Origin of the sequence: Cohnella zeiphila (genome assembly GCF_014212055.1) — a bacterium.
Lineage (GTDB): Bacteria > Bacillota > Bacilli > Paenibacillales > Paenibacillaceae > Cohnella > Cohnella zeiphila.
In genome coordinates this window covers 37,911-63,020 of record NZ_JACJVO010000056.1, presented here as the reverse complement: position 1 = coordinate 63,020, position 25,110 = coordinate 37,911, and the positions used below count along the sequence as shown (strand labels likewise).

Sequence of the window (25,110 nt, the reverse complement as noted above, 5' to 3'; positions counted from 1 at the left end):
AGTGAAGCTAGCCCATGAAGGATAAGAAATTGTACATGATCGGCAACGCGCATCTGGACCCGGTATGGCTGTGGCAGTGGCAGGAAGGTTTTCAGGAAGCGAAGGCGACGTTCCGCTCCGCGCTCGACCGGATGAACGAGTCGGACGATTTCATCTTCACGTCCAGCTCGGCCGCGATGTACGAGTGGGTCGAGAACAACGATCCCGGAATGTTCAAGGAGATCCGCCGCCGCGTGGCGGAGGGACGCTGGAACATCGTCGGCGGCTGGTGGATCCAGCCGGACTGCAACATCCCGGGGGGCGAGTCGTTCGTCCGCCAAGGGCTGTACGGGCAGCGTTATTTCAAAGAAAAGTTCGGCGTGACGGCCAAAGTCGGCTACAACGTCGACAGCTTCGGCCACAACGGCATGCTGCCGCAGATCCTCAAGAAGAGCGGCATGGACTACTACGTCATGATGCGTCCGATGCCGAACGAGAAGGGGCTGCCGGGACGGCTGTTCTGGTGGCAGTCGGACGACGGCTCGAAGGTGCTGACGTTCCGCATCATGTTCGAGTATTTGTCCTGGGGCAAAGACTTGGACGACCACGTGCGGCGCGCGCTCGGAGAGTTCAAGGAACCGCTGGACGACCTGATGCTGTTCTACGGCGTCGGCAATCACGGCGGCGGTCCGACGAAGGAAAATATCGAGAGCATCCGCCGGCTGAACAACGAGCCCGACCTGCCCAAGCTGGAGTTCTCGACGCCGGACAACTACTTCCGGGACATGGAAAAGTCGGGGCAGTCGTTCCCGGTCGTTCACGACGACCTGCAGCACCACGCCAGCGGCTGCTATGCCGCGCATTCGGGCATCAAGCAGTGGAACCGGCAGGCGGAGAACCGGCTGCTCGCGGCCGAGAAATACTCGGCGCTTGCATCGTGGATTACGGGCCAGCCGTATCCGAAGGAGTTCGACCGCGCCTGGAAAAACGTCCTGTTCAACCAGTTCCACGACATTCTGGCCGGCACGAGCCTCGAACCGGCCTACGAGGACGCCCGGTATTTGTTCGGCGAAGCGATGGCGATCGCCGACCGTTCGCTGAACTACGCCGTCCAATCGCTGTCCTGGAACATCGGCATCGAACAGGACGAGACGATGCTGCCGATCGTCGTATTCAATCCGCATGCGTGGGAGAGCCGCGTGAACGTGGAACTGGAAGTCGGCGGCATGAAGGACAGCGCCGTTCTTCTCGACGACAAGGGCAATCCGGTTCCGTTCCAGACGGTGAAGTCGCTGGCATCGGCGCGCGGCCGCTACCGGCTCAGCTTTATCGCCGATCTGCCTTCCCTGGGCTACCGCACCTATAAGCTCGTTCGCGAATCGGCTTCCATCAAGCCTGTGGGCGAGCCGATCCTGGCAAGCGACCTCGTGCTGGAAAATCAAAACCTTCGCCTCGAATTCGATCGCGGCACCGGCTTCATCAAAAGCTTGCGCGACAAGCGCCTGAATCACGAGGTGTTCAAGGGTGAGGGCGCGAAGCCGGTCGTCATCGACGACACGTCGGATACGTGGAGCCACGACGTGCTGCAATTCCATCGTTCCGCCGGAGAGTTCAAGGCGACGAAGGTGCACCGCATCGAGCACGGGCCGGTCAAGTCGGTCATCCGCGTCGTCAGCGAATACGGCAGCTCGAAGCTGATTCAGGACTTCGCGATGTATCCGGACCGCGATCAGATCGACGTGAACGTGACGGTGGACTGGCGCGAGAAGTTCAAAATGCTGAAGCTCGTTTTCCCGGTCAACGTCATTTTCAGCAAACATACGTACGAAATTCCTTACGGCACGATGGAACGGGAGCATAACGGCGAGGAAGAGCCGGGACAAAGCTGGATCGATTATACCGGCATCGTGCAGGACACGAACCGCGTGTACGGCCTCAGCTTGATGAACGACGCCAAATACAGCTACAGCGTTCTGAACAAGGAGCTGGCTATGACGGTGCTGCGCAGCCCGATCTATGCGCACCACGTGCCGTACGAACCCGATCCGGACGGCGAGTATTCGTTTATCGACCAAGGCATTCAGCGCTTCTCGTACTCGCTCCTGCCGCACGAAGGCACATGGGAGACGGCGGAAACGCCGCGCCGCGCGGCCGAATTGAACTGCAAGCCGGCGGCGGTCATCGAGACGTACCACGAGGGCAAGCTGCCGCAGACCGACTCTTACGCGACCGTCGACAAAAGCAATATCATCGTCAGCGCGCTCAAGCAAGCGGAGGACAACGACGACCTGATCGTGCGCTGCTACGAGACGGACAAGAAGCGGACCTCCGCCGAGATCGCGCTGCCGAAGTTCGGCCGGACGATCCGCGCCGAGTTCGCTCCCTCGGAGATCAAGACGTTCCGCATTCCTAGAAATCCGGAGCTGCCGGTGACGGAGACCAATCTGCTCGAATGGGAGCTGGAATAGCATGACGCGGCGGGACGAAGTGCTCGCGGAGCTGCGCGCGGCAGGCCGCTATATGATGGATTACGGCCTCGCCTGGGGCAACGCCGGCAACATCAGCGCCCGGACCGACGGCGACCGCTACCTCATTACGGCCAGCGGCACGTACCTGGGCGAGCTCGGCGAGGACGACTTCGCCGAGTGCTCCCTAGGGGAAGGCATACCTGCGCCATCCGCGACGCCGGGCAAGAAGCCGTCCAAGGAAGTGCCGATGCACCGGGCAATTTACGAGTCGCGGCCGGACGTGGGCGCGGTGCTGCACGCCTCGCCTTTTTACGGCACGTTGATCGCCTGCGCGGACGAGCCGCTTCCTTCCGGCCTTTTCGTCGAGACGATGTACTATCTGGAACGGGTCGAGCGCGTCCGCTACGCCGATCCCGGCTCGTTCGACCTGGGCGAGGCGGTCCGGGAAAAGGCGAAGCTCGCGAACGTGCTGCTGCTCGAGCACCACGGCGTGCTCGTCTACGACGCGAACTTGAAGGAAGCGAGAATGGCGCTGCATACGCTGGAGACGGCGTGCCGCATGGTCGTGGAAGCGCGCGGCGCCGGCATTCCGCTTGCGGAGCTGCCCGACGCGACCCGGCGCCGTTTCCTCGAGCAATCCGGCTATCGGCCGAGAAGGAAGTGGGAGACGTGATCGGCATCGTCGCGGACGATATTACCGGAGCGAACGATATCGGCATCATGTACGCCAAGGCGGGGCTTTCAACGGATGTGTATCCGCTGGAAGCGTTGGATGATGCGGCGCCAGGCCATCCGCAAGCGCTCGTCGTCGACACGAATTCGCGGCTGGACAGCCCGGAAGAAGCGTACCGCAAAGTCCGTGCCGCCACCCTCGCGCTGCGGGATGCCGGCTGCCGCCGGTTCCTGAACAAATCTTGTTCCGTTTTCCGGGGCAACGTCGGCGCCGAATTCGACGCGATGCTGGACGCGCTGGACGCTTCCTTCATGGTGATCGTGCTCGGCTTCCCCAAGAACGGCCGGACGACGCTGGACGGCATCCATTACGTGCGGGGCGTTCCGCTCGAGCAATCGGAATTCCGGCACGATCCGGTGCATCCGATGACGGAGTCGAACCTGATCGGTATCCTGCAATCGCAGACGAAGCGAACGGTCGACGGCATTCCGATCGGAATCGTCGAGCAGGGAGCGGAGGCGCTGCGGGCGGAGATTGAGCGTAAACGGTCCGTCTGCCAGTATCTGATTCTGGACGTCCGCGATCAGGATTCGCTCCGCATCATCGCCGAGGCGGTTCGGGAGGAGCCGCTGCTCGGCGGCAGCTCCGCTTTGTCCGAGGAACTGGCGCTGCTCCTGCCGAAGCCGACGGCGGAATCGGGCGAGCCGGGCCTTCCGGTGCCGGAAGCGCCCGAGGGCGTCTTTTGCGTGGCCGGCAGCTTGATGCCGCAGACGGCGGCGCAGGTCGAGGATGCGATACGGCACGGCATCGCCGCGTTCGAGCTGGATTCCTTTCTTCTGCTGGAAAAGGAAACGAGGGAACGCCACGCGGCGGAACAGGCACGGTCCGTTTGCTCGGAGCTGGCGGCAGGGCGCAGCGCCTTGCTTTACGCTTCTAATGACAAGGAGAAAGTCGCGGAGACGAAGCGGCGTGCTTCGGCGCTAGGCCTGAGCAACGCCGGGGTGTCGCGTCTTGTCTCGGCGGCTTTGTCCGATGCGGCGGCCATGGTCGTGGACGCCAGCGGAACGCGGCGGCTTCTGGTGGCCGGCGGCGAGACCTCGGCGGCCGTCTGCGCCCGGCTCGGCATCGGCGGTCTGCGCATCTTGAAGGAGATCGAGCCCGGACTGCCGTCGTGCCTATCGCTCGGCGAACCGCAGATCCGACTGGTGCTCAAATCCGGCAGCTTCGGCAGCGAGCGTTTTTTCACGAAAGCGATCGGGCATCTGAACGCATTGCCCTAATTCGGCAAGCCATTCATTCGAGAGGAAGTGTTGGGAAATGAGCGAGATTTTGAACGACTTGTTCGTCAAGTATCCCGACCTGGAACCCTGCCGCGAATCGGTCGCCCGGGCGTTCGAGGCGATAAAGCGGTCTTTCGGCCAGGGCGGCAAAATGCTGCTCGCGGGCAACGGCGGCAGCGCCGCCGACTGCGAGCATGTCGTCGGGGAATTGATGAAAGGCTTCATGTCCAAGCGCCCGCTCGGCCCTTCGGAGCGGGAGAAAATGCTGATTCACGGCGAAGAGGGCGCCTACATCGCCGACCGGCTGCAAGGGGCGCTGCCCGCGATTTCGCTGGTGAGCCACACCGCGCTGGCGACGGCCTACAGCAACGACGTGGCGGCGGATTTGGTGTTCGCCCAGCAAGTGTACGGCTACGGCCGGCCGGAGGATACGCTTGTCGTGTTCAGCACGTCCGGCAATTCGGTCAACGTCGTGCGCGCCGTGCAAGTGGCGAAGTCGCTCGGCATGACCGCGATCGGCTTCACCGGCCAGGGAGGCGGAAGGCTGAAGGAGCTGTGCGACGTCGTCATTCGCGTGCCTTATGACCGAACGCCCGACATTCAGGAGCGGCATCTTCCGATTTATCATGTGCTGTGCATGATGCTCGAGGAGGCTTTTTTTGCATGAGCGTGCTGCTGGGGGGCTTCGATATCGGCGGGACCAAATGCGCGGCCGTCCTGGGCAGGACGTCCGAAGACGGCGGCTCGGTCGAGATCGTGGAGAAGCGCGCCTTCCCGACTCCGGCGACGCCCGGGGAAGCGATCGGCAGATTCGGCGACGCATTGAGCGAGCTGCTGGAAAAGGCGGCTGCCGACGGACCGCTGCGGGCGATCGGCATCAGCTGCGGCGGTCCGCTGGACAGCCGGAGCGGACTCGTGCTGTCGCCGCCCAATCTGCCGGGCTGGGACCGCATCGACGTGGTCGGCCCGCTGCACGGGCGCTTCGGCGTGCCTGTCGCGCTTCAGAACGACGCCAACGCGTGCGCGCTGGCCGAATGGAAGTGGGGCGCGGGGCGAGGCGCGTCGAACGTGATTTTCCTGACGTTCGGCACCGGCATGGGAGCCGGTTTGATCCTGAACGGCAGGCTGTATAGCGGAGCGAACGACATGGCTGGCGAAGTCGGACATATGCGGCTTGCGCCGGACGGACCCGTCGGCTATGGCAAAGCCGGCTCGTTCGAAGGCTTCTGCAGCGGCGGCGGCATTGCTCGGTTGGCCCGACGGATGGCGGAAGCCCGTCTGGGCGAAGGCGGAGCAAGCGCTCTGGCCGAACATCCGGACCGGCTAGAGGAGATCACGGCCCAAGCCGTGTTCGAGGCGGCCGAAGCCGGCGACGAGCTGGCGCGCGAAGCGGTCGGCATCGTCGGCCGGAAGCTCGGTCAAGGGCTGGCGGTGCTCGTGGACGTTCTCAATCCCGAGCGAATCGTCATCGGCAGCATTTACGCGAGGCAGCGTGCGGTGCTCGAGCCGCTCGTTCGGGAAGAGCTGGAACGCGAGGCGCTTTCTCCGTCGCTGGAGGCCTGCGAGGTCGTTCCGTCGGGGCTCGGCGAGCACGTCGGCGACGCGGCCAGCTTGTCCGTGGCGATGCAGGCGCTCGAAGACGAGAGATCTTAAGGCTTGACCAATACATTCTCGGGGAGGCCAGTTATGTTTGAATTTGAGGCAACGGGAGCGTCCGGCATCTTCGGACCGTTAGGCGTCGCGGCACGGCTCGATGGGGAAGCGTCGGCAGTCGACCTGGCTCCGGCGGGAACGGAGCATAGCGCCGGAGAGGACGGCCAAGGGACTTACCGGCAATCGTCGTTCCATTATCGCAACGGGGACGATACCGTTCGCGTCCGTCTCGACCTCCGCAGCTATGCGAGGTTCGCGCTGGCGTTCGTCAGCGGAGAAGCGCGAAACGAGAACGCTTTCGGCCGGCAAAAGGCGTTCGCCGCCCGCAGCGGCATTGTCGTGATGCTGCGCCCGTCGGAGCCGGCCTCCGGGCTGATGGCGAATTACCAGCATAAAGACTGGTGGACGCGCCCCTTTTTCGATAAGGATTGGGCGAACTTGCCCGCCCGGACCCAATCTGTGCTGTGGAAGACGGCGTCCGGCTATTATCATCTGCTTCCGGTCGTCGGACCGGAGTGCCGCACGGAAGCCGCGGGCGCCGGGGAGAGCGCGGTCGCGCTTCACGTATCGTCTTACCAGAGCGGGCGAACCCGCTGCGAGACGCTGGCGTTCGTCCTGTCGACGGGCGAAGATCCTTACCGGCTCGTCGAGGGCAACGTCGGCGCGGCGCTGAAGGAGCTCGATTTTCCGACATGGCCGCGCGAGCGCAAGACGTATCCGGAGATCCTGGACCGTCTCGGCTGGTGCAGCTGGGACGCTTTTTATCACAAGGTGAACGAAGATGATCTGCTCGCCAAAGCCGAGGAGCTGCAGAAGCTCGGGCTGCCTGTCGGCTGGGTCATGATCGACGACGGCTGGTCGCAGGTCGAAGACGGCGAGCTCGTCTCGTTCGAAGCCGACCCCGTCAAGTTCCCCGGCGGCTTGAAGCGAGCCGTATCGGCGCTCAAAGACCGCTTCGGCATCCGCCACGTCGGCGTGTGGCACACGATCGCCGGCTATTGGGGCGGCATTCGCGAGAACAGCGGCATTGCCCATGCGCACCGCGATTCGCTCTACCGGGTACCGCGGGGCAACTTGATTCCTTATCCCGATGCAGGGAGAGGCTTCGGCTTCTGGCACGCATGGCACGGCTTCCTGCGGCGTCAGGGCGTCGACTTCGTCAAGGTGGACAGCCAAAGCGCGGTGCTCAACTACTTGCAGGAACGGCGCCCGGCGGGCGAGGCGGCGGCTGCGGCGCACGAGGCGCTGGAAGCTTCGGTCGCGCTCCATTTCAACGACACGGTCATCAACTGCATGGGCATGGCGGCCGAAAACATTTGGCACCGCCCGAAGTCGGCCGTATCGCGAAGCAGCGACGATTTCGTGCCGCAGGAAAAGCGGGGCTTCCCCGAACACGCCTTGCAGAACGGCTACAACTCTTTCTATCACGGGGCGTTCTATTGGGGCGACTGGGATATGTTCTGGACGCAAAATCACGATGACGTGCAGAACGCCGTCCTGCGCTCGGTCAGCGGCGGCCCCGTCTATATCAGCGATGCGCCGGGACGGACGGACCCGGCCAAAGTGCTGCCGCTGATCTATGCGGACGGAACGATCATCCGCTGCGACGCGGTGGCGAACCCGACCGAGGACTGCCTGCTCATCGACCCGACGGAAGCGGCGGTACCGCTCAAGCTGTGGAATACAGCCGGCGGAGCGGGCGTCGTGGCCGCGTTCCATATTCACCGGGACGCCGCGCCGGTCGCCGGAACGATCGGGCCGCGCGATGTGCCGGGCCTGAAAGGCGAGTCGTTCGTCGCGTACGAGCATTTCTCCCGTGATTGCGTGCGCATGCAAGCGGACGAACGGCGCGAGCTGCGGCTTGAGGAAGGCGGTTATGCGCTTTATACGATCGTGCCGGATCTGGGGCCGGTGACGCCGGTCGGTCTCGCGGACAAATACGTATCCGCCGCGGCGGTTCAAAGCTTTCGGATGAACGGACATTCGGCGGAAGCGATTCTTCGCGAAGGCGGCGAGTTTGTTTTCGCGGCTCGAACGATGCCTCGTTCGGTTCACGTGAACGGGGAAGAGACGGCGTTCTCGCAGGCGGGAGAAGATTTGTTTGCCGTGGATTGCCGCGGGGCCGCGGGGCCCGTCCGGATCGAGATCGCGACGGCATGAAGCATGTCGAACACGAAGGAGGGACCCGCATGCGTCTGAACACCGAAGCCGCCCAAATCCCGGTGCTGGGCGAAGCGGATACGGTCGTGGCCGGCGGCTCGCTCGCCGGCATCGCTTGCGCGCTGCGGCTGGTGAAGTCGGGACAGCGGGTGTGGCTCGTCGAGCCGCGCACCTATATGGGCCGGGAGCTGACGGCGACGCTGCGGCCTTGGCTGGAGCTTCCCGCGGACGGTCTGCCTATGCCGGAGCTGATCGAATATGTGCTGAACGCCCAAGTCCGGGGGGAAGCGCCGGAAAGCTCGGAAGCGACGGAATCGAAGCTCGCCGGATCGGGTGCGGACTTTGCCCGGGGCGATTGCGTACCGCTGTATCCGGACCGGCTGAAGCTCTCTCTCGAAGATGCGCTGGAAAAAGCGGGCGTCCGGTTCCTGTACGCCTCCCTGCCCGTCGGCTTGGAAGAGAAGGACGGCAGGATAACCGGCATCGTCATCGCCAATAAGTCCGGGCGGCAGTTGATCCGCTGCCGGCAGGTCGTCGACGCGACGGAGACGGCGCTCATCGCGGCGCTTGGCGGAGAAGACGAGAACGGATGGGTCGCCGGAGAGAAGGCGTTGTTTTACCGGACGCTGGAATTCGCGGGCGTCGATGCGGATCTCGAGCCGGGCGATTCGCGAACGCTTCCGGTGGAGGAAGAAGCGGGCGTCGCCGGCAACGCCGTCCGGCTTCGTCAAGGCTATCGCGGACGCGGCCACGTCTACGTCGAGTTCGGCCTGGAGCTGAGCGGGGCGAACGGATTGGCGGCGAATCGCGATCGGGAAGCCGAAGCCCGCGTGCGGAGCATGCGGCTCGCGATCCGGTTGCTGCAGCGAGAGGAGTCGTTCCGCAAAGCGGTGCTGAGCGCTTCCTCGCACGAGCTGTACGGCCCGTTCCCGCTGGATGTGGCGGGCTTGGGAATCAGCGAAGCGCAGGAGGAGCTTGCCGGCGAGGCGGCCGTTCGCGCGACCGGCGTCCGGTCGATTCGGCGGGATGCGGCGGGCGAGTGGTTGGATCCGCTTGGCGCCGCCTCTCTAGGCGAGCGGCTGGGGCGGGAGATGGCGAAAGAAGCGGCCAAACCGGCCGCGGCGGGGCAGTCTGAAGCAGGGATCCGGGATGCGCATCCGTCGCCTGCCGATCGGACGTATTCGTCACCTGCCGACCGTGCGCATCCGGGGCCGGCCGACGCAACCGAAGCGGACGGGGACATCGTCGTTCGAATTCCCTCGCTCGGCGAGGCGGACGGCGTTTTTCCGTTGGAAAAGGCGAGCGCCGCGTCGCTGCCGGTGCTGGAGAGCGTGGACGTGCTCGTGCTCGGAGGAGGCTCCAGCGGCGCGTGCGCCGCGATCACGGCGGCCGGCGAAGGCGTTCGGACGGCGCTTGTCGACCTCAATTCCGGATTGGGCGGGACCGGCACGTTCGGCGGCGTGGACAGCTACTGGTTCGGACGCAAGGCCGGATACGCCGCCCGGATTCAGGAAGCGGTCTTGTCGCTGGAGCGCGAGCTTCATTATAAGGGACATAAATGGAACATTGAAGCCAAGATGCACGTCCTGCTCGAACAAGCGCTGCGCGGCGGCGTGGATTTGCTGCTCAACGCGATTACGTTCGGCGTGCTGATGAGGGGGAATCGGGTGGCGGGAGCCGTCGTGGCGACGCGATGGGGACCCGTGGCGATCGCAGCCGAAGCGACCATAGACGCGACAGGCGACGGCGACGCGGCGGCCTTCGCCGGGGCTCCGTTCGTCTATGGCTCCGAGAAGGACCACGCCGTCATGTGGTATTCGCTCGCCCAGTTTACGGCGCCGAACAAAATTCAGAACAACTTCACCAGCATGGTCGACGTCTCGAACGCGCTCGACTATACGCGAGCCATTCTGGCCGGCCGCAGACGGGGGACGGACGTCCACGATCACGGCGCTTACGTGGCGACGCGCGAAAGCCGCCATATCAAGGGCGACGTCGTCATGAAGCTGACGGACCAGCTGCTGCAGCGCCGCTGGCCGGACGTCATCAACGTTCATTTCAGCAACCACGACGTCAAAGGCGTCAGCGGCGCGGATTGGGTGAACGTAGGGCTCATCCCGCCCAATCTGGAGATCGAAATTCCCTACCGGATGCTGCTGCCCGAAGGACTGGAAGGCCTTCTTCTGGCCGGCAAGGCGATCTCGGCGACGCATGACGCCCTGCCCGCCATCCGGATGCAGGCCGATCTGGAGAACCTCGGCGCGGCCGCTGCTCTTGCGGCCGTTCAGGCGGTCCGCGCGGGCGTGTCGCTGCGCGGCATCGATCTGCCCCCTCTGCAGCGCCGGCTCGCCGCCGAAGGGCTGCTGCCCGGGAACGCGGCCGATCGGACGCTTTGCCCGATCGCATACACCGACGAGGAGCTCGAGCGGCTGGTCGACTCGATCGAAGCGGACATGCCGCTGTACGAATATTCGAACATGCGGATGAACGAAATCTATGAAGGCCCGATCCCGTTCGTCGAGATTTGCTCCGTCGGTCCGCGCATCGTTCCGTTCCTCGAGCGGGCGCTAGGCCGTTCCGAGGGCACAAGACGAATCCGGCTGGCGCAAGCACTGGCCATGGTAGGCTCGAACGCCGGCGTTCCCGCCCTCGTCGAGGCGATCCTGGGCGAATGGAACGGAGCCGAACTGCCGCCCCGCACGGCGGACATCATGTACGTGCAGCTGCCGCCCGATCATGGAGCGATGCCGGACGCGGCATACTTGCTGTACTCCCTGGCGCAGGCCAAGGATCGGCGGGCGATCGCCGTCTGGCGGCGGGCGGCCGAGCTTCTCCGGCCGAGCGAGGATGATTTCAAGGACACGTGGAAAGGGCTGTTCTACTACGTGGATGCGGTTTGCCAAGGCGCCGAACGGCTGGGGGATCCGGATGCCGTACCGGTGCTGGAGCAGCTGCGCCGGATTCCCTATCTGAGAGACCAGCAGTCCGGAGAAGGCTATCAGCCGGACTATTTCCTGGAGCGCCGGGCGATGCTCGAGCTGGCGATCGGCCGGGCGCTCGCTTGCTGCGGCAGTCCGGAAGGATACGAAGTGCTGATCCGGTATTTGTCCGACGTCCGCTCGCTGCTGTCCAAGCAGGCGCTGCAGCATCTCCGGAGACTGAGCGGCGAATGCCTTCCCAAGGAGCCGGACGTTTGGACCGCATGGCTGAACGCGGCGAGATCGACGTTGCGGCTGCGGCCGTTCGACGTCCGCCTCGATATCGAGACGGCCAGCGAGACGCTGCTGCGACAAGTTTGCGAAAAGAAATGAGGAACAAGCATGAAAATTCATTTGACGGGTGACATTGCAGCCTTCGAGGCGGGAATCGGCCTGCTCGCGGAGGAACTGGGCGTCGAGCTCGCCGGCGATGGCATTGAGATCGCGGTCGAACGTTCGACGGACGAAACGATCGAAGCTTCGTGCCGGGACGGCCGGGGACGTATCCGCTGGAAGGAGCCGGTTCACTTTTTTCGGGCGCTCGGGTTGTGGGTTCAGCTCAGACGGGAAAAAGACGACTTCGAACGCATCGAGCGTCCGCGCTTCGATACGAACGGCGTTATGGCCGACGTCTCGCGCAACGCGGTCCTGAAGACCGATTCGGTGAAACGGCTGCTGCGGACGATGGCCTTGCTCGGCTTGAACCGCTTTATGCTGTACACGGAGGATACGTTCGAGGTTCCCGGGTACCCTTATTTCGGCTACATGCGCGGCCGTTATACGGCGGAAGAGCTGAAGGAATGCGACGATTACGCGGCTCTGCTCGGCGTCGAGATCGTTCCATGCATCCAGACGCTCGCCCATCTGACGGAAGCGCTCAAGTGGAACTATGCGGCGGACGTTCGCGACACGCCGGATATTCTTCTCGCCGGCGAAGAGAAAACGTACGATTTTATCCGCGACATGATTCGGGCCGCCAGCTCTCCGCTGCGCAGCAAGGCGATCCATATCGGGATGGACGAGGCGCACCAGCTCGGGCTCGGCCGGTATCTCGACCGCAACGGCTACCGCAAACGATTCGATATCATGAACGAGCACCTTCGCCGAGTCGTCTCCATCTGCGAAGAGTTCGGGCTGTCGCCGATGATTTGGAGCGACATGTATTTCCGTCTTGGTTCCGCTACGGGAGGCTACTACGATTTGAACGCGGAAATCCCGCAAGACGTCGTGGAGTCCATGCCCCGGAATGTTCAGTATGTGTATTGGGACTACTATCACGACGATCCGGCGTTCTACCGCGAGTTTATCCGCAAGCATCAGGCGTTCGGCTCGGCTCCGGTGTTCGCCGGCGGCGTCTGGACGTGGGGCAGCCTGGCGCCGAATTACGGCAAAACGATCGCGACGACGGAAGCGGCGCTGCGCGCCTGCAAAGACGAAGGCGTCCGCGACGCGTTCGCGACCATGTGGGGGGACAACGGAGCGGAGACGAGCGTCTTCGCCGGCCTGGCCGGCATCGCGCTGTTCGCCGAGCACGGCTACGCGGACGAGGTGGATCGCGCCGAGCTGGAGCGGCGGCTGAAGCTCTGCGCTTCCGCCGAGCTGGCCGATTTCCTGGCGCTGAACGAATTCGACGAGACGCCCGGAGTCTCCGCCGGCAACATGCACGAGTCCAATCCGTCCAAGTTCCTTCTTTGGCAGGATGTGTTGATCGGGCTCTACGACGTCAACGTTCGCGATTTGCCGATGAGCGGACACTATGAGGCATTGGCGGAAAAAATGGCCCAGGCGGCGCGCCGCGGCGGCCCTTGGAGCGCTCTGTTCGTTCAATACGAGAAGCTCGCTCAGGTGCTGAAGACGAAAAGCGATATCGGCATCCGGCTCAAATCGGCTTACGACGAAGATGACCGCGAGCGCCTCTCCGCCATCTCCGGCGAATTGGGCGAGCTCGGCCTCGGCATCGACGAATTGCGGAAGCTGCACCGAAAGAACTGGCTTCGCGAGAACAAACCGTTCGGATGGGAAGCGATCGACATCCGGTACGGCGGGCTGCTCTCCCGTCTGGAGACGGCGCGCGCGCGGATCGGCGATTACTTGTCCGGCGAGGCGGACCGGATCGAGGAGCTGGAGGAAGAGCGGCTTTATTACGACGCGCCGTGGGTCATGCCCCAAGGGGCGCTGGGCAGGGGCGCTTACCACCGCATCGTGACGGCCGGAGCGTTCTCCGGTTGATCCTGGCGCCGTATGGAAAGAAGGGAATCGAAGCATGCTGCTCGCCATCGACATCGGCACGACGAACCTGAAGGCGGGAGTGTTTCGGGAAGACGGCGGCGCCTTGTCGCTCGTCTCGAGGCCGAATCCGAAGACTCGGGAAGCTTCCGGCATCGTCGTCTACGAGCCTGAGCGTCTGTGGGAAACGGCTGCAAACTTGATTCGGGAGGCGGCGGAGGCGGCCGGAGGAGCGGCCGTGCGCGCAATCGGCATTACGAGCATGGCCGAGAGCGGGCTGCTGCTGGACCGCGGCACGGGCAGAGCGCGGACTCCCGTTCTTCCTTGGTTCGAGACGTTCGCGTCGGCTCAGGCCGAACGGATCGGGCAAGAGACCGACGCGCGGGAGCTCTTCGCCCAATCCGGTCTCGCTCCATCGTTCAAGCAGGGGCTGGCCAAGCTGCTGTGGCTGCAAGAGAGGCAGCCGGATGCGCTCGCCGGCGCCGTCTGGCTGTCGGTCTCCGCTTATCTGGCCTATCGATTGACCGGCCGTATCGCCGAAGATCCGACGCTGGCGGCCCGTACGCTCGCTTATCGGATCGACCGCCGCGAATGGAACGTGCCGCTGCTCCGCCATTTCGGCCTCGATCCGAAGCTGCTGCCGCCCGTGCTGCCCGCCGGCGAACCGGTCGGCATGCTCGAGGCCGCACTGGCCGGCCGGCTCGGCCTGCCCATTGGGACGACCGTCGCTCTGGCCGGCCACGACCATGTTTGCGCTTCGCTGGCCGTTCTTGGCGAAGAACAGGACGGGGCGTACAATTCGATGGGAACGGCGGAGACGCTCGTCGGCACGTTCCCCGAGCGCAAGCTCGGGGAATCCGATGCTGCGTCCGGCCTGTCTTTCGGGCTTCACCCGGTGCCGGGCCGGATGTTCTGGATGGGCGGCCATTCCTCGTCGGGCGGCGCCGTCGAATGGCTTCGCGGCTTGATCGCGGACGACGGTGCCGGTTACGACGCTCTCATGGCGCTGCTGGAGAGGACCTCGCCGGGACCGACGGGCATTGTGTTTTTCCCTTACTTGTCGGGGAGCGGGGCTCCCTATCCGGATCCGACGGCAACCGCCTCGTTCGCCGGGCTGACGTCGAGACACGGCAAAGGCGATCTGCTGAAAGCCGTGCTGGAAGGCAACGCCTATCAGCTGGAGCTGATGCGCCGGGCAGCCGAACGTGTCGGCGGTCGACCCGCCGCCGGGATGCGTGTCGTCGGAGGCGGAACGAGGAACGCCGCCTGGATGCAGATCAAAGCCGACGTCTCCGGCATCCCGCTCGCGGTACCGGGCGCCGCCGAAGCGACGCTGCTTGGCGCGGCCCTGACGGCCGGCGTCGCGGTCGGCGTTTTCGGCTCGTTTCAAGCCGCGGCCCGAGCGCTCAAAGCGTCCGATTCTGTCTCGTATGAGCCCGACAATGACCGTCATCTTGCCTACCGGCGGCTGTTCGAGGAAGATTTCCTCGCTCGCCTGCCGGCTGCCAAACGCATCGACACGCTGGGATAGAAGATGCGGCGTACTGTGCGCGACTGATCACGGCCGACCCCATCGACACTTGGCTTATAGTAGGTACGTACCCTCGTGCCCAATCCATCGCCATGCAAAAACCCGCAAACGGCACTTGCCTTCCAAGTGCGCGCTTGCGGGCTTTTCGTATTCCGACGATTGATATGAAATTCAGAGCAAGCGAATCCAGGGCATCCGTTTGCGATGCAAATCATCGCAAGGAACGAGTGAGCAGGCGGCATGAGCCCCGGATGCGATGTAAATCATCGTATCGTCGCACGATAGCGCGGAGAGAGGCGGCGTAAGGCTTCGCTTTCGATGCAAATCATCGCAAGGAGCGAGTGAGCAGGCGGCATGAGCCCCGGATGCGATGCAAAACATCACAAAAGCAAAACGGGTTCGAGGAAGCGATCGAAATCATCGCATCCCAGACCCGCAGACTTGGCGAAAGTATAGTTTAGACCAAATGAATTTCCTTGGCGGTGGTCAGCTCCGGCAGGCCCGCGATTTCGGCGAGCACTTCCTTCGGAACGGCCTTGTCGACGCCGAGCGCCATGATGGCGGCACCGCCGACGAGCTTCCGGCCGACCTGCATTGTCGCGATGTTGACGTCGTTCGTGCCGAGCAGCGTTCCGACGCGGCCGATAATGCCCGGCTTATCCTGGTGGGAGACAAGCAGGATGTGGCCTTCCGGCGCGACGTCGACCGGATATTGGTCGATCTGCGTGATGCGGGCGCCGAAGCCGTTCAGCAGGGCGCCGGCGACGGTACGCTCTTCCTTGGACGTCCGGAGCGTAACCGAGACGAGGCTCGTAAAGCCCTTGCTCGTGTGCGACTTGTTGGTGACGACGTTGACGCCGCGCGTCTTGGCCAGGTGCATCGCGTTGACGGCGTTCACTTGGTCCGAGCCGAGATGGTGGGCCAGAACGCCTTGCACCACGTAGCGGGTCAGCGGCTGGGTGTCGACGTCAGCCAGTTCGCCGGAGTAACCGACGACGATCTCTTTCACGGCTCCGTCGGCCATCTGCGACGCGAAGCTGCCGAGCTTCCGTCCGAAAGAGAAGTAAGGCTCCAGCTTGGCCAGCACGTCGGCCGGCACCGGAGGCATGTTCACCGCATTCTTGTACGGTTCTCCGCGCAGGATGTGCAGCAGCTGCTCCGAGACGTCGATCGCCACGTTCTCCTGCGCTTCCACGGTGGAGGCGCCGAGGTGGGGGGTGACGATGATCTTCGGATGGGTCAGGAACGGATGATCCGGCTTCGGGGGCTCTTCTTCGAACACGTCGAACGCCGCTCCGGCGACGATGCCGGCGTCGATCGCTTCGACCAGCGCCTGTTCGTCGATGATGCCGCCGCGCGCGCAGTTGACGAGCCTTACGCCCTTCTTGATGCGGGCGAACTGCTCTTTGCCGATCATGTGGCGGGTCTCCGGCGTCAACGGGGTGTGCACGGTGATGAAGTCGGCCTCGCGGATCACGTCATCCACCGTCGCCAGACGAACGCCCATCTTCTCGGCGCGCTCCTCGGTCAGGAACGGGTCGTAGCCGAGCACGGTCATGCCGAACGCTTTGGCGCGCGCGGCCACTTCGCTGCCGATGCGGCCCATGCCGAGCACGCCGAGCACTTTGTTGCGGAGCTCGACGCCGACGAACGACTTGCGGTCCCATTCGCCGCCGACCGTCTTCAGGTAAGCTTGCGGAATATGGCGGGCGAGCGCCATCATCATGGCGAACGTGTGCTCGCAGGTCGTGATCGTGTTGCCGTCCGGCGCGTTGATGACGACGATGCCGCGGCGGGTGGCCGCTTCGAGATCGATATTGTCGACGCCGACGCCGGCGCGGCCGATGACCTTGAGCTGCTTGCCGGCCGTCATGATCCGGTCGGTGACGCGGGTCTGGCTGCGAACGAGCAAGGCGTCATATTCGCCGATAATGGCGACCAGCTCGTCTTCGGACAAGCCGGTTTTCTTATCGATGGCGACATCCGGCGCTTCCGCCAGAAGAGAAATCCCGAGATCGCTGATCGGGTCGGATACGAGTACCTTAAACATGAAAAAGCCCCCTACTGGTTCAAGGATAATAGAAAACACCCCCAGCCTCTCCGTCGTCCGCATCCCGGCGAACAAACGGTGCGCTTAAGGGTGGTATTGCATCCGAAGCGTGCTTTACGGCATTTTTCATTTTATAGCATGGAGACAGGCAAATCAATGGCGAATTGTTCGCAATTCCTGCCGATCGTCCCGATATCTGTCGTTAATTGTCCGGGAAAAAGAACGGGAGCTGCGGAACCAGCTGCTTCGAGTAGAAGCGATCCTTGGCCCCGAGAAAGTCGCCGCCGCGCACCGCGTCGGTCTGAACGAGCAGATCGGCGACGGAAGACACGGACTTCAGCTTCATCTTCTCCGCTTGACCGGAAGCGAGGAACGTGTCGATTCTCGCGGTCAAGTCCTGGGGCAGGAATGCGCCTTGAATCGATTGCTCCTGCAAGTAAAGGGCGGAGATCCGATTTTTCAGAACGAGCGGGAGCACCTTCCAGGACGTCAATCCGAGCGAGGTGGAGCCGACGGGATTGTTCGGGATATCGATATTCACGGTGGCTGCCCACTGAACCATGGAGTCGTAGTATTGCTCTTGCGCAGCCAGTCCCAATTTTAATCCTTCTTTATAATAGGCGTCTCCGGCGATTTGTTCGATCAGCAGCGAAGCCGCTCCGTCGTTGCCCTTGGAGACGCGGTCGGACAAGGAGTCCCGGTATAGCTTGAGGCTTTTCAAATACTGGTCCTGGGATTGCTTCAGCAGCGGCGATACCGGCGGGATATAAGCAACCTTCATTTCATCGTATTTCGATTCGGCAGACTTGACAAGCTCTTTCAACGCGGAAGAGCGGTCGGTCGTGGCGTCGCCGAGCCACTTGGCTTTGGCATCCTGCCATTCGGTCACGAATTCACGATAAGGCAAAAATACGGTATGATAGAAAGATACGAGATCTTGAAGCTGATAGGCGTTCGCCGTCTGCGCTTTAACCGCGACATCGGTCGTACCGTTGGCTTGCGTATAGCGGCTTTCGGCTTCCGTTGAACCGACCTTGACGCCATAGAAAAAAGCGCCCACCGCAACGATGAGCATGAACAGGAAACCCAAGGCGAACAAAAGATCCATTCGAGACAGACGTTTTTCCATCATTTACTCCTCTTTACCGTCAATGTAGTAGGTCTAGTATAGTGAATCCGGCCTCATTCTCACAATATCAAAAATGAAGGCTAGCAGAGGGAACATGAGAAAATTCGACATCCGCAATTTGAAGGTGCGCAGCGTCTCGGCGGACCAGATCAGCGAGCGGCTGCTGCTGATCAATTTGTACGCCACGCAGGGCATTACTTTCATTATCGGCATGCTATGGGTAATTTTTCAGGGGAGAAATGCGATCCTTTTATTCAGGTTTCCGGAAGATTATCGGTTCGCGGTTTGGGCGGCGGGACTCGCATTGGCGGTCGTGCTGCTGGACCTGCTCGTCTCGCGCTGGACGCCGGAGGAAGCGATGGAAGACGGGGGCATCAACGAGCGGATTTTCCGCGGCCGCCCGATCTGGCATATCGTGCTGATCTGCGCGATCGTCAGCGTATGCGAGGAGCTGCTGTTCCGGGGCGCGGTGCAAAGCTCGTTCGGTCCGTACTGGACCAGCATTCTGTTCGCGGCGATTCACGTGCGCTACCTGCGGCATTGGATTCCGACCGGCATGGTGTTCGCCATCAGCTACGCGCTCGGTTGGGTGTACATCCATGCCGGCACGTTGTGGGCGCCGATCGCCGCTCATTTCCTGATCGATCTGATCATGGGGCTTATCATACGTTTGCGGAGGGAAATGAAGTCATGATAGACGAAGAAGGTTCTTCGGTGTGGGCCAGCTATCGGGAAGCGAAGCGTATCGCACTCGAGGAGCCGGATAGCCCGTCGGTGGAAGAAGTGCCGCTGACGATCGAGGAACTGGAACTGGCCATCGCCATGACGGCGGCCGCGTCGGGCATCCCGGAGACGGGAATGCCGCCGCGAGCCTCCGTCCATCCGTCCAGGCGCATCAAATGGTCCCGTTGGTTTTACCGGGCGCTCGTCGTGCTGTTCACGGCGCTCGTGGCGACGCTGCTCTGGTGGGGCAACAAGCTGGTTCAGCAAAACTAATCCCCCAAAAGTGAAGCGAAGCTCCGCAGCTTATACCGGTTACTTTTGGGGGAGCCCCTGAACGATTCCGTAAATACCGGCAGTTATTTCGAAGTGGCCGTGTCGATGCTCCGCGGATCGACGAAAGAGTAGCCGCGCTTCTCGAGGTCGGTTAGCAGGGCATCCAACGCGGTTCCCGTCCAGGGGAGCTCGTGCATCAGAATATTGCTGCCGGAGTGAAGCTGTTCCGAGACGTTCTTGACGATCGCGGCGGTCTTGTCCTTGATCTTGTCGCCGCTCATCTCCCAGTCGAGAGAGCCGACCGACCAGGTCATATAGAGCATGCCATACTCCTTGACGGCGGCGTGCGTATCCGCGTTCCCGGAAGCGTTGGGCGGCCGGAAGAAAACCGGCGTCTTCCCGATCGTCTCCTTTACGATATCCTGCGTCTTGCCGATCTCCTCCCGGACTTTGTCCGGCTTCTCTTTGCCGAGCATCGCATGGCTCCAAGTATGGTTGCCGACCGTCTGCCCGCGTTCGTCGATCTCCTTCAGCAGCCCGGGATGCTTTTGAACCCGGAATCCGTTCACGAAGAAGATCGCCTTGGCACGGTGCTTGTCCAGCGTATCGAGTATCGGCTTCAGCGTCGCTTCGGCCTTCGGGCCGTCGTCGAACGTGAGCAGCACGACTTTGGCGGAAACCGAATCAGGATCGATGGGCACGATATCGTAATTTTTATTCATCCGGTACAAAGGCGCGGCTTTCTTCCCGGATGCCGGAACGGAAGCTTCCGCCGCAGCCGGAGGCGTAGAGGGAAGCGGAGAAAGCGATGCCGATTCCGCAGAGGATGCGGAAGACGACGCTGACGCGACGGCGTGAGATGCGATCGGGCTCGGCCCGCTGCCGCAGGCGGGCAAAGAGAAGAGCAGGACGGGAACGGCGATGACGGCGGCAAAGCGTTTCATGCTTCGGATTTCCTCCTTGGGGGCTGCATGGTGAACAACGTCGATTTTCCTCCGATTTTATCATATCCGTTCTTTAGCGGGCACTGGCGGCGTTTCCTTATTTTGATGGCGCATGAGCGGACGCCCGGAAGCCACAATAAGAGGGCGGGCATCCCTCTGAAGGATGCATCAGAACAGGAGGGACTTCAGGTGAAAATCGGAGCTTTCGTTATGGGCGGACTGGCCGGAGCGGCGCTCGTCATGATGTGTCGGAGAAACGGCATGCTGTCGATGGCGGCCGGCCAACTGGGCAATCGCATGAGGGGAATGAAAGAGGAGTCCGTCGGACGCATGATGAGCTGGCGGTTCGGCGACGGGGATCATCAATGGAAGAAAGATCATCACGACCGGGAAGATGGCCGTGAAGGTCGGCGCGACGAGCGCAAAGCAAGCTCTTCCTCACGGGGCGGGCTTGACGAGGTCGCCCGGATCGCGTCTCAGGATTCCGACGTGCAGCGCCACGTGAACGAGATTTTGGAACAAAGCGAGCATCACCGCATCTGAGTCGGACTTTTTGTCCGAAACGGAGCGAGACCGGCAGCGGCATCGGCCCGCCTCGTGGATCGAGGCGGACCGGCGCCGTTTTTTTGCTTTTCGGTGGTTTTCCCTAGTGCATTTCAGGAAGAGAAGTGATAACATGTTGTAAAAGCACAATTGAATCACACATTATATGCCACGTCATACGCTGTTATCACCCATCGTGTGCAGAAGGAGGATCCTGTCATGAGGATGGAGCGGCTTAGCCAAGACAAGATTAGGATTTTCCTTACCTTCGACGATCTGTCGGAACGCGGGATTCAGAAAGAAGACATGTGGCGCGAAATTCCGAAGGTTCACGAGCTGTTCAGCGAGATGATGGATCAAGCTTACAACGAGCTTGGCTTCGACGCATCCGGACCGCTTGCGGTGGAAGTATTCGCGATGCCCGCGCAAGGAATGGTCGTGATCGTAACGAGAGGCAAGCTGGATCGCGACGCGGACTCGTCTTCGGACGAGGAGGCCGACGAAGAAGTGTACGAAATGGAAGTAACGCTCGAGCAGAGCGAGGCCATTATATATCGTTTCCGGGATATTGAAGACGCCATCGGGGCCGCCAAGACGCTCAACTCCCATCTGACGGGAGAAGGAAGGATGTACCGGTATCAGAACCAATGGGTTCTGTGCTTCGATCCCGCCGGACTGGAAGGAGCGACTTATCACGCGTTGATCGCCGTCTTGGCCGAGTACGGGGAGGCGACTTCCGTAACTCCCGCCGTCCTGGAGGAATACGGCGAGCTGGTGATCGCCTCCGACGCCGTGAAGGTGTTGTCCGAACATTTTGCATAAACAGAAGCTTCGGTGCCCGGTCTCCCGATTTCCGGTTTCGTAACGAACGGACATTTTGACACGAACGCCCAGCGTTCCGGCAAAATGTCCGTTTTTGCATTCGGCATCTCCATGAAACGGTGGATGTAAGCAAGCGCCCGACCATGTATAATGAGAGAAGGAAGGGGGGGAAGCGATTGCTTCTTTTTTCCGTACTGGCCGCGGCGATCGCTCCCGGCATCGCACTGCTGGCTTACTTCTACTGGAAAGACCGTTACGACGCCGAACCGCTGCCGATCGTCATCAAGCTGTTCCTGACCGGGGCGCTGACCGTGCTACCGGTCATGATCGTCCAAAGGGCGCTAACGCTATGGCTGGGAGAATCGCCTTTCGCGTTTTCCTTCCTGATCTCGGCCGGCATCGAAGAATTTATCAAGTGGTTCGTGTTGTTCCATATCATCTATAACCATACCGAATTCGACGAGCCGTATGACGGCATCGTTTATGCCACGGCCGTCTCGCTTGGCTTCGCCACGCTCGAGAACGTCCTGTACGCGTTCACCGAGACCGTAACGTTCGGCATGCTGCTTGCCCGGGCGCTTCTCCCCGTATCGGGCCATGCTTTGTTCGGCGTCTTTATGGGGTATTCGATGGGGAGGGCAAAATTCTCGTCCGGCCGAAGAAGCAAGCTTCACCTGGCATTGGCGCTGGCGCTTCCGATAGGCGCTCACGGCCTGTATGATTTTCTGATGCAGACGGTTCCGTCCCGCTGGTTGTGGATCATGGTTCCGTTCATGTTCCTTCTCTGGCTGAGGGGCATCCGCAGCGTCAATCGGGCGAACGCGATCTCGCCGTTCCGGCTCCTCAAACGGGAGGAAGAGGTTAAACCTTGACCGATCGGTCCATACTTCATGCTAGAAGACGGCGATAATAGGCCAAGAGCGTTCTTGGCCGGTCAAGCATGGAGGGAATGGGCGATGACGGCATCACGGGTAAAAGTCACCATCCGCTGCAACCGCTGCGGAGAGAAGTTCGTCCTGCGGGGACGCAGGGAACGCGGACGCATCGACACGGGCTTCAAGATGTGCCTGTGCAGCAATGCGGACGATTTCGAAATCGAAGAGAATCATGCTTGAAGCCGCCCCGGCGGCATGAATAAAGTCGGCTCCGACTTCCCACACTAACGCCGAACGGCAGTCTGGGAATGAAAGGGGTCGGCTTTTCATGTATGGGCGGTTAAGTTCGGTGATGTTTCCGATCGCGGCATTGCTGTTTATCGGAGCGATCATGTGGGGCTATCAGGAGCATCAGGAGAAGAACGCCATCCTGATCAAGGCGGAGAATCAGTATCAGCGGGCATTCCATGACTTGACCAACCATATGGGAAGGCTTCAGGACGAATTGAGCCAGACGCTGGCCGTCTCCTCGGTCTCCCAGGGCGCTCAGCGCAAAGGTCTGGTGAAGGTATGGCGCTTGACCGGCGACGCCCAGAAAGAAGTGAATCAGCTTCCGTTGGCGATGCTGCCTTTTAACAAGACCGGCGATTTCCTGTCGCGGATCTCCGATTTCTCTTACCGGACGTCCGTGCGGGATTTGACCAAGCAGCCGCTCTCCGAAAGCGAGATCAAAACGATGAAGTCGCTTTATGCCAAAGCGGTCGACATCAACAAAGACTTGGGGAAAATCCAGGATTCCGTCCTGAACGATCATCTTCGCTGGACGGACGTGGAAGTGGCGATGGCGGGGAAGGACGAGCCTCATAACAACACGATTATCGACGGCTTCAAGGCGGTGGACAAGAAGATCGGCTCTTATCCGGAGAACGATTGGGGACCGTCGATGATGTCCGCGAAGCGCGTTCGCTCGGTGAAGATGCTGTCGGGCTCGGATACGACGCCGGATGACGTCAAGCGCAAGGCGGAACAGTTCCTTAGCGTGACGAAAGGGGTAGGCCCCGTTCAGGGCGTCCAAGTGACGGAGAACGGCCAGAAAACCGATCTCCCGAGCTATACGGCGTCGGTGCAGGGAGCAGGGGGCGAAACCATTCAGCTCGACTATACCCGCAAGGGCGGAGAACTGCTGTGGTACATGGATCCGAGGCCCGTTCAGACCCGGAAGCTCGATTTCGCCGCCGCCCGCACGCAGGCTTCGCAATTCCTGCAGCGCCACGGCTACAAGGACATGACGCCCGTCTCCTATGACGAGTACGATCATGTCGCGGTGTTTACGTTCGTCGGTCTTCGCGACAATGTGCGCATTTATCCGGACAAGGTCACGGTCCGGGTTGCCCTCGACAACGGAGAAGCGGTCGGCTTGCAGGCGACGGACCATGTATTCGCGCCGAAGACACTTCCGAATATGACGCCGAAGATCAGCAAGGACGAAGCCCAAAAGGCGCTTCATTCCGACTTCCGGGTGGACAGCTACAATCTGGCCGTCATCGAGAACGAAGAGAATAAGGATGTGCTGTGCCACGAGTTCACGGGTACCGTGAACGGAGGCAAGTACCGGATCTACATCAATGCCGATACCGGCGTGGAAGAGACGGTCGAGAGCATTCCCGAGACGGTCAGGGCGCTGCTGAAGTAATCCGCTTCCTCTCGGTTTGAAGTTTCGGGCCCCGCAAAGTGCCTGAGCACGCTTCAAAGCTCAGGTCCGCTTTGCGGGGTTATTTCGCGAACCGCTGGTGTCCCAGCAGGGACGACATGGTATAATTGGGAAGAACGGCAGCGCCTGAGCGCCGTTACATGCCGCCTGTTGGAGGGTTCAGCGTGCTTCCGAAAGTGAACCAAACGATGTTTATCCAGACGCTTCACGCCTCGAGGGAAGCGGATGCAGAACACGCCGATACCTTCCGTTCGCGTATCGCGGACGTCACATCCGATTCGTTCCTGATCGAAATTCCGATGGACGAGAAAAGCGGCAAGTATCATCGTTCCCAGATGGGAGAGCCGTATCGGATTACCTATTATACGCCCGAAGGGGTCAAGCACCAGTTCGCGACGGAAGTGGTCGGGTTCCGTAAGGACACGGTGGCGCTCGTCGAGATTCGCAAGCCGTCGCCGGAGGACGTCACCCGGGAACAGCGGCGAAGCTTCTTGAGGGTTGAGGCTCAGCTTGAACTGGCGGTCCGCATCGGCGAGAAGCTTCGGTTCGTCGCCCTGACCGAAGATGTCGGGGGCGGAGGCGTCTCCTTCCGCTGCGAGCGGAAGTGGCCGATCGTTCCGCAGACGATGCTGTCATGCTGGCTGCTCGTTCCGTACCGTTCCGGAAGCGTGACGCATGCACAATTCGAAGGCGAAGTGATCCGGGTCAAGGAAGTCGAACCCCGCCACCTTGCCGTCATGATGCGCTTTAAGGAAATTTCGGAGGCCGAACAGCAGAAGGTCATTCGCTTTTGCTTCGAAAGACAACTCGATTTTCGCAAGGACTGAGAGCCATGAATCGGATGAAGGGGCTGCGCGGAGCCGAATCGCGGTTTTCGGCGATCGAGAGATGGATCGTGCGGCTGATCGGCGCGCTGGTCGCGGCGCTGTTGATATCTCAGCTTGCGCTGCGGCTGCCGGTTGTTCATGAACTGCTGACCGGTACCGAACAATGGGAAGGCGTCCGCTTTCCGGAGCGTTAGCGGACGGGCTTCCCGCGTTTTGCATCTCCCGATGGGGTGTGGTATAATTTTCTCGATCGCACGCAGGCAAA

General features: G+C 61.7%; 21 protein-coding genes. 18 read left to right on the top strand and 3 right to left on the bottom strand.

Features of this window, described 5'->3' with window-relative positions; translation table 11 throughout:
* The first annotated feature begins 14 nt into the window (after positions 1–14).
* Genes H7C18_RS33305 through H7C18_RS33265 form a run of 9 tightly spaced genes read left to right on the top strand, consistent with a single transcriptional unit; the run spans position 15 to position 14,948 of the window.
* Positions 15–2,447 (top strand): alpha-mannosidase, encoded by a 2,433-nt coding sequence (locus H7C18_RS33305; protein WP_185133448.1) that lies wholly within the window; start codon positions 15–17, stop codon positions 2,445–2,447.
* Between the two features lies 1 nt (position 2,448).
* A complete protein-coding gene (locus H7C18_RS33300) occupies positions 2,449–3,120 on the top strand; it encodes a class II aldolase/adducin family protein (RefSeq protein ID WP_185133447.1) in 672 nt (223 codons plus the stop codon).
* Positions 3,117–4,400, top strand: a complete 1,284-nt coding sequence (locus H7C18_RS35905; RefSeq protein WP_185133446.1) for a four-carbon acid sugar kinase family protein — start codon at positions 3,117–3,119, stop codon at positions 4,398–4,400. The genes H7C18_RS33300 and H7C18_RS35905 overlap by 4 nt, the downstream gene beginning before the upstream one ends.
* Positions 4,401–4,437: 37 nt before the next feature.
* A complete protein-coding gene (locus tag H7C18_RS33290; protein ID WP_185133445.1) occupies positions 4,438–5,067 on the top strand; it encodes a D-sedoheptulose-7-phosphate isomerase in 630 nt (209 codons plus the stop codon).
* Positions 5,064–6,053, top strand: coding sequence for an ROK family protein (locus tag H7C18_RS33285; protein WP_185133444.1), 990 nt, complete (start codon positions 5,064–5,066; stop codon positions 6,051–6,053). The genes H7C18_RS33290 and H7C18_RS33285 overlap by 4 nt, the downstream gene beginning before the upstream one ends.
* A gap of 33 nt (positions 6,054–6,086) precedes the next feature.
* Positions 6,087–8,213 carry a Sip1-related alpha-galactosidase gene (locus H7C18_RS33280; protein ID WP_185133443.1) on the top strand — a complete coding sequence of 709 codons (2,127 nt, stop codon included), beginning with the start codon at positions 6,087–6,089 and terminating at the stop codon, positions 8,211–8,213.
* A 29-nt stretch (positions 8,214–8,242) separates the two neighbouring features.
* Positions 8,243–11,524: an FAD-dependent oxidoreductase gene (locus H7C18_RS33275; protein WP_185133442.1), complete on the top strand. Its 3,282-nt coding sequence runs from the start codon at positions 8,243–8,245 to the stop codon at positions 11,522–11,524.
* A gap of 9 nt (positions 11,525–11,533) precedes the next feature.
* Complete coding sequence (locus H7C18_RS33270; protein WP_185133441.1) at positions 11,534–13,420, top strand: beta-N-acetylhexosaminidase; 1,887 nt, start codon at positions 11,534–11,536, stop codon at positions 13,418–13,420.
* Between the two features lie 34 nt (positions 13,421–13,454).
* Positions 13,455–14,948, top strand: a complete 1,494-nt coding sequence (locus tag H7C18_RS33265; protein WP_185133440.1) for an FGGY-family carbohydrate kinase — start codon at positions 13,455–13,457, stop codon at positions 14,946–14,948.
* 457 nt (positions 14,949–15,405) lie between these two features.
* On the opposite strand, the gene serA is transcribed toward H7C18_RS33265, so the two are convergent.
* Together serA and H7C18_RS33255 are read right to left on the bottom strand one after the other, a co-directional pair.
* A complete protein-coding gene (gene serA, locus H7C18_RS33260; RefSeq protein ID WP_185133439.1) occupies positions 15,406–16,998 on the bottom strand; it encodes a phosphoglycerate dehydrogenase in 1,593 nt (530 codons plus the stop codon).
* A gap of 202 nt (positions 16,999–17,200) precedes the next feature.
* Positions 17,201–18,127 carry a hypothetical protein gene (locus tag H7C18_RS33255; protein WP_185133438.1) on the bottom strand — a complete coding sequence of 309 codons (927 nt, stop codon included), beginning with the start codon at positions 18,125–18,127 and terminating at the stop codon, positions 17,201–17,203.
* A 94-nt stretch (positions 18,128–18,221) separates the two neighbouring features.
* Between H7C18_RS33255 and H7C18_RS33250 the strand changes: the two genes are divergently transcribed.
* The gene (locus tag H7C18_RS33250; protein ID WP_185133437.1) at positions 18,222–18,821 is read left to right on the top strand and encodes a CPBP family intramembrane glutamic endopeptidase; all 600 of its coding nucleotides are present in this window, start codon (positions 18,222–18,224) and stop codon (positions 18,819–18,821) included.
* Positions 18,818–19,123: a hypothetical protein gene (locus H7C18_RS33245; RefSeq protein ID WP_185133436.1), complete on the top strand. Its 306-nt coding sequence runs from the start codon at positions 18,818–18,820 to the stop codon at positions 19,121–19,123. The genes H7C18_RS33250 and H7C18_RS33245 overlap by 4 nt, the downstream gene beginning before the upstream one ends.
* 83 nt (positions 19,124–19,206) lie before the next feature.
* Here the strand turns inward: H7C18_RS33245 and H7C18_RS33240 are convergent, their stop codons facing one another.
* Positions 19,207–20,067 (bottom strand): polysaccharide deacetylase family protein, encoded by an 861-nt coding sequence (locus H7C18_RS33240; RefSeq protein ID WP_185133435.1) that lies wholly within the window; start codon positions 20,065–20,067, stop codon positions 19,207–19,209.
* Positions 20,068–20,256: 189 nt separating this feature from the next.
* Here H7C18_RS33240 and H7C18_RS33235 point away from each other — a divergent pair, with 189 nt between their 5' ends.
* From H7C18_RS33235 to H7C18_RS33205, 7 genes are all read left to right on the top strand, one after another.
* Entirely contained in the window at positions 20,257–20,610 is a 354-nt protein-coding gene (locus H7C18_RS33235) for a hypothetical protein (protein ID WP_185133434.1), read from the top strand.
* Between the two features lie 219 nt (positions 20,611–20,829).
* A complete protein-coding gene (locus H7C18_RS33230; RefSeq protein ID WP_185133433.1) occupies positions 20,830–21,432 on the top strand; it encodes a genetic competence negative regulator in 603 nt (200 codons plus the stop codon).
* A gap of 176 nt (positions 21,433–21,608) precedes the next feature.
* Positions 21,609–22,304, top strand: a complete 696-nt coding sequence (prsW, locus tag H7C18_RS33225) for a glutamic-type intramembrane protease PrsW (protein WP_185133432.1) — start codon at positions 21,609–21,611, stop codon at positions 22,302–22,304.
* An 84-nt stretch (positions 22,305–22,388) separates the two neighbouring features.
* Positions 22,389–22,547, top strand: coding sequence for a hypothetical protein (locus tag H7C18_RS33220; RefSeq protein WP_185133431.1), 159 nt, complete (start codon positions 22,389–22,391; stop codon positions 22,545–22,547).
* Positions 22,548–22,659: 112 nt separating this feature from the next.
* Positions 22,660–24,000: a germination protein YpeB gene (ypeB, locus tag H7C18_RS33215; protein WP_337914066.1), complete on the top strand. Its 1,341-nt coding sequence runs from the start codon at positions 22,660–22,662 to the stop codon at positions 23,998–24,000.
* Between the two features lie 182 nt (positions 24,001–24,182).
* On the top strand, positions 24,183–24,845 hold the full coding sequence (locus H7C18_RS33210) for a PilZ domain-containing protein (RefSeq protein WP_185133429.1): 663 nt from the start codon (positions 24,183–24,185) through the stop codon (positions 24,843–24,845).
* 5 nt (positions 24,846–24,850) lie between these two features.
* Positions 24,851–25,039: a hypothetical protein gene (locus tag H7C18_RS33205; RefSeq protein WP_185133428.1), complete on the top strand. Its 189-nt coding sequence runs from the start codon at positions 24,851–24,853 to the stop codon at positions 25,037–25,039.
* The last annotated feature ends 71 nt before the right edge of the window (positions 25,040–25,110 follow it).

Bases quoted from the DNA above. Each gene is read 5' to 3' on its own strand.
- H7C18_RS33205 (WP_185133428.1), top strand. From the start codon at position 24,851: ATGAATCGGATGAAGGGGCTGCGCGGAGCCGAATCGCGGTTTTCGGCG.
- serA (WP_185133439.1), bottom strand. From the start codon at position 16,998: ATGTTTAAGGTACTCGTATCCGACCCGATCAGCGATCTCGGGATTTCT.
- H7C18_RS33290 (WP_185133445.1), top strand. From the start codon at position 4,438: ATGAGCGAGATTTTGAACGACTTGTTCGTCAAGTATCCCGACCTGGAA.
- H7C18_RS33245 (WP_185133436.1), top strand. From the start codon at position 18,818: ATGATAGACGAAGAAGGTTCTTCGGTGTGGGCCAGCTATCGGGAAGCG.
- H7C18_RS33230 (WP_185133433.1), top strand. From the start codon at position 20,830: ATGAGGATGGAGCGGCTTAGCCAAGACAAGATTAGGATTTTCCTTACC.
- H7C18_RS33220 (WP_185133431.1), top strand. From the start codon at position 22,389: ATGACGGCATCACGGGTAAAAGTCACCATCCGCTGCAACCGCTGCGGA.
- H7C18_RS33280 (WP_185133443.1), top strand. From the start codon at position 6,087: ATGTTTGAATTTGAGGCAACGGGAGCGTCCGGCATCTTCGGACCGTTA.
- H7C18_RS33305 (WP_185133448.1), top strand. From the start codon at position 15: ATGAAGGATAAGAAATTGTACATGATCGGCAACGCGCATCTGGACCCG.
- H7C18_RS33240 (WP_185133435.1), bottom strand. From the start codon at position 20,067: ATGAAACGCTTTGCCGCCGTCATCGCCGTTCCCGTCCTGCTCTTCTCT.
- H7C18_RS33265 (WP_185133440.1), top strand. From the start codon at position 13,455: ATGCTGCTCGCCATCGACATCGGCACGACGAACCTGAAGGCGGGAGTG.
- H7C18_RS33270 (WP_185133441.1), top strand. From the start codon at position 11,534: ATGAAAATTCATTTGACGGGTGACATTGCAGCCTTCGAGGCGGGAATC.
- H7C18_RS33275 (WP_185133442.1), top strand. From the start codon at position 8,243: ATGCGTCTGAACACCGAAGCCGCCCAAATCCCGGTGCTGGGCGAAGCG.
- ypeB (WP_337914066.1), top strand. From the start codon at position 22,660: ATGTTTCCGATCGCGGCATTGCTGTTTATCGGAGCGATCATGTGGGGC.
- H7C18_RS33255 (WP_185133438.1), bottom strand. From the start codon at position 18,127: ATGGAAAAACGTCTGTCTCGAATGGATCTTTTGTTCGCCTTGGGTTTC.
- H7C18_RS33285 (WP_185133444.1), top strand. From the start codon at position 5,064: ATGAGCGTGCTGCTGGGGGGCTTCGATATCGGCGGGACCAAATGCGCG.
- H7C18_RS33300 (WP_185133447.1), top strand. From the start codon at position 2,449: ATGACGCGGCGGGACGAAGTGCTCGCGGAGCTGCGCGCGGCAGGCCGC.
- H7C18_RS33250 (WP_185133437.1), top strand. From the start codon at position 18,222: ATGAGAAAATTCGACATCCGCAATTTGAAGGTGCGCAGCGTCTCGGCG.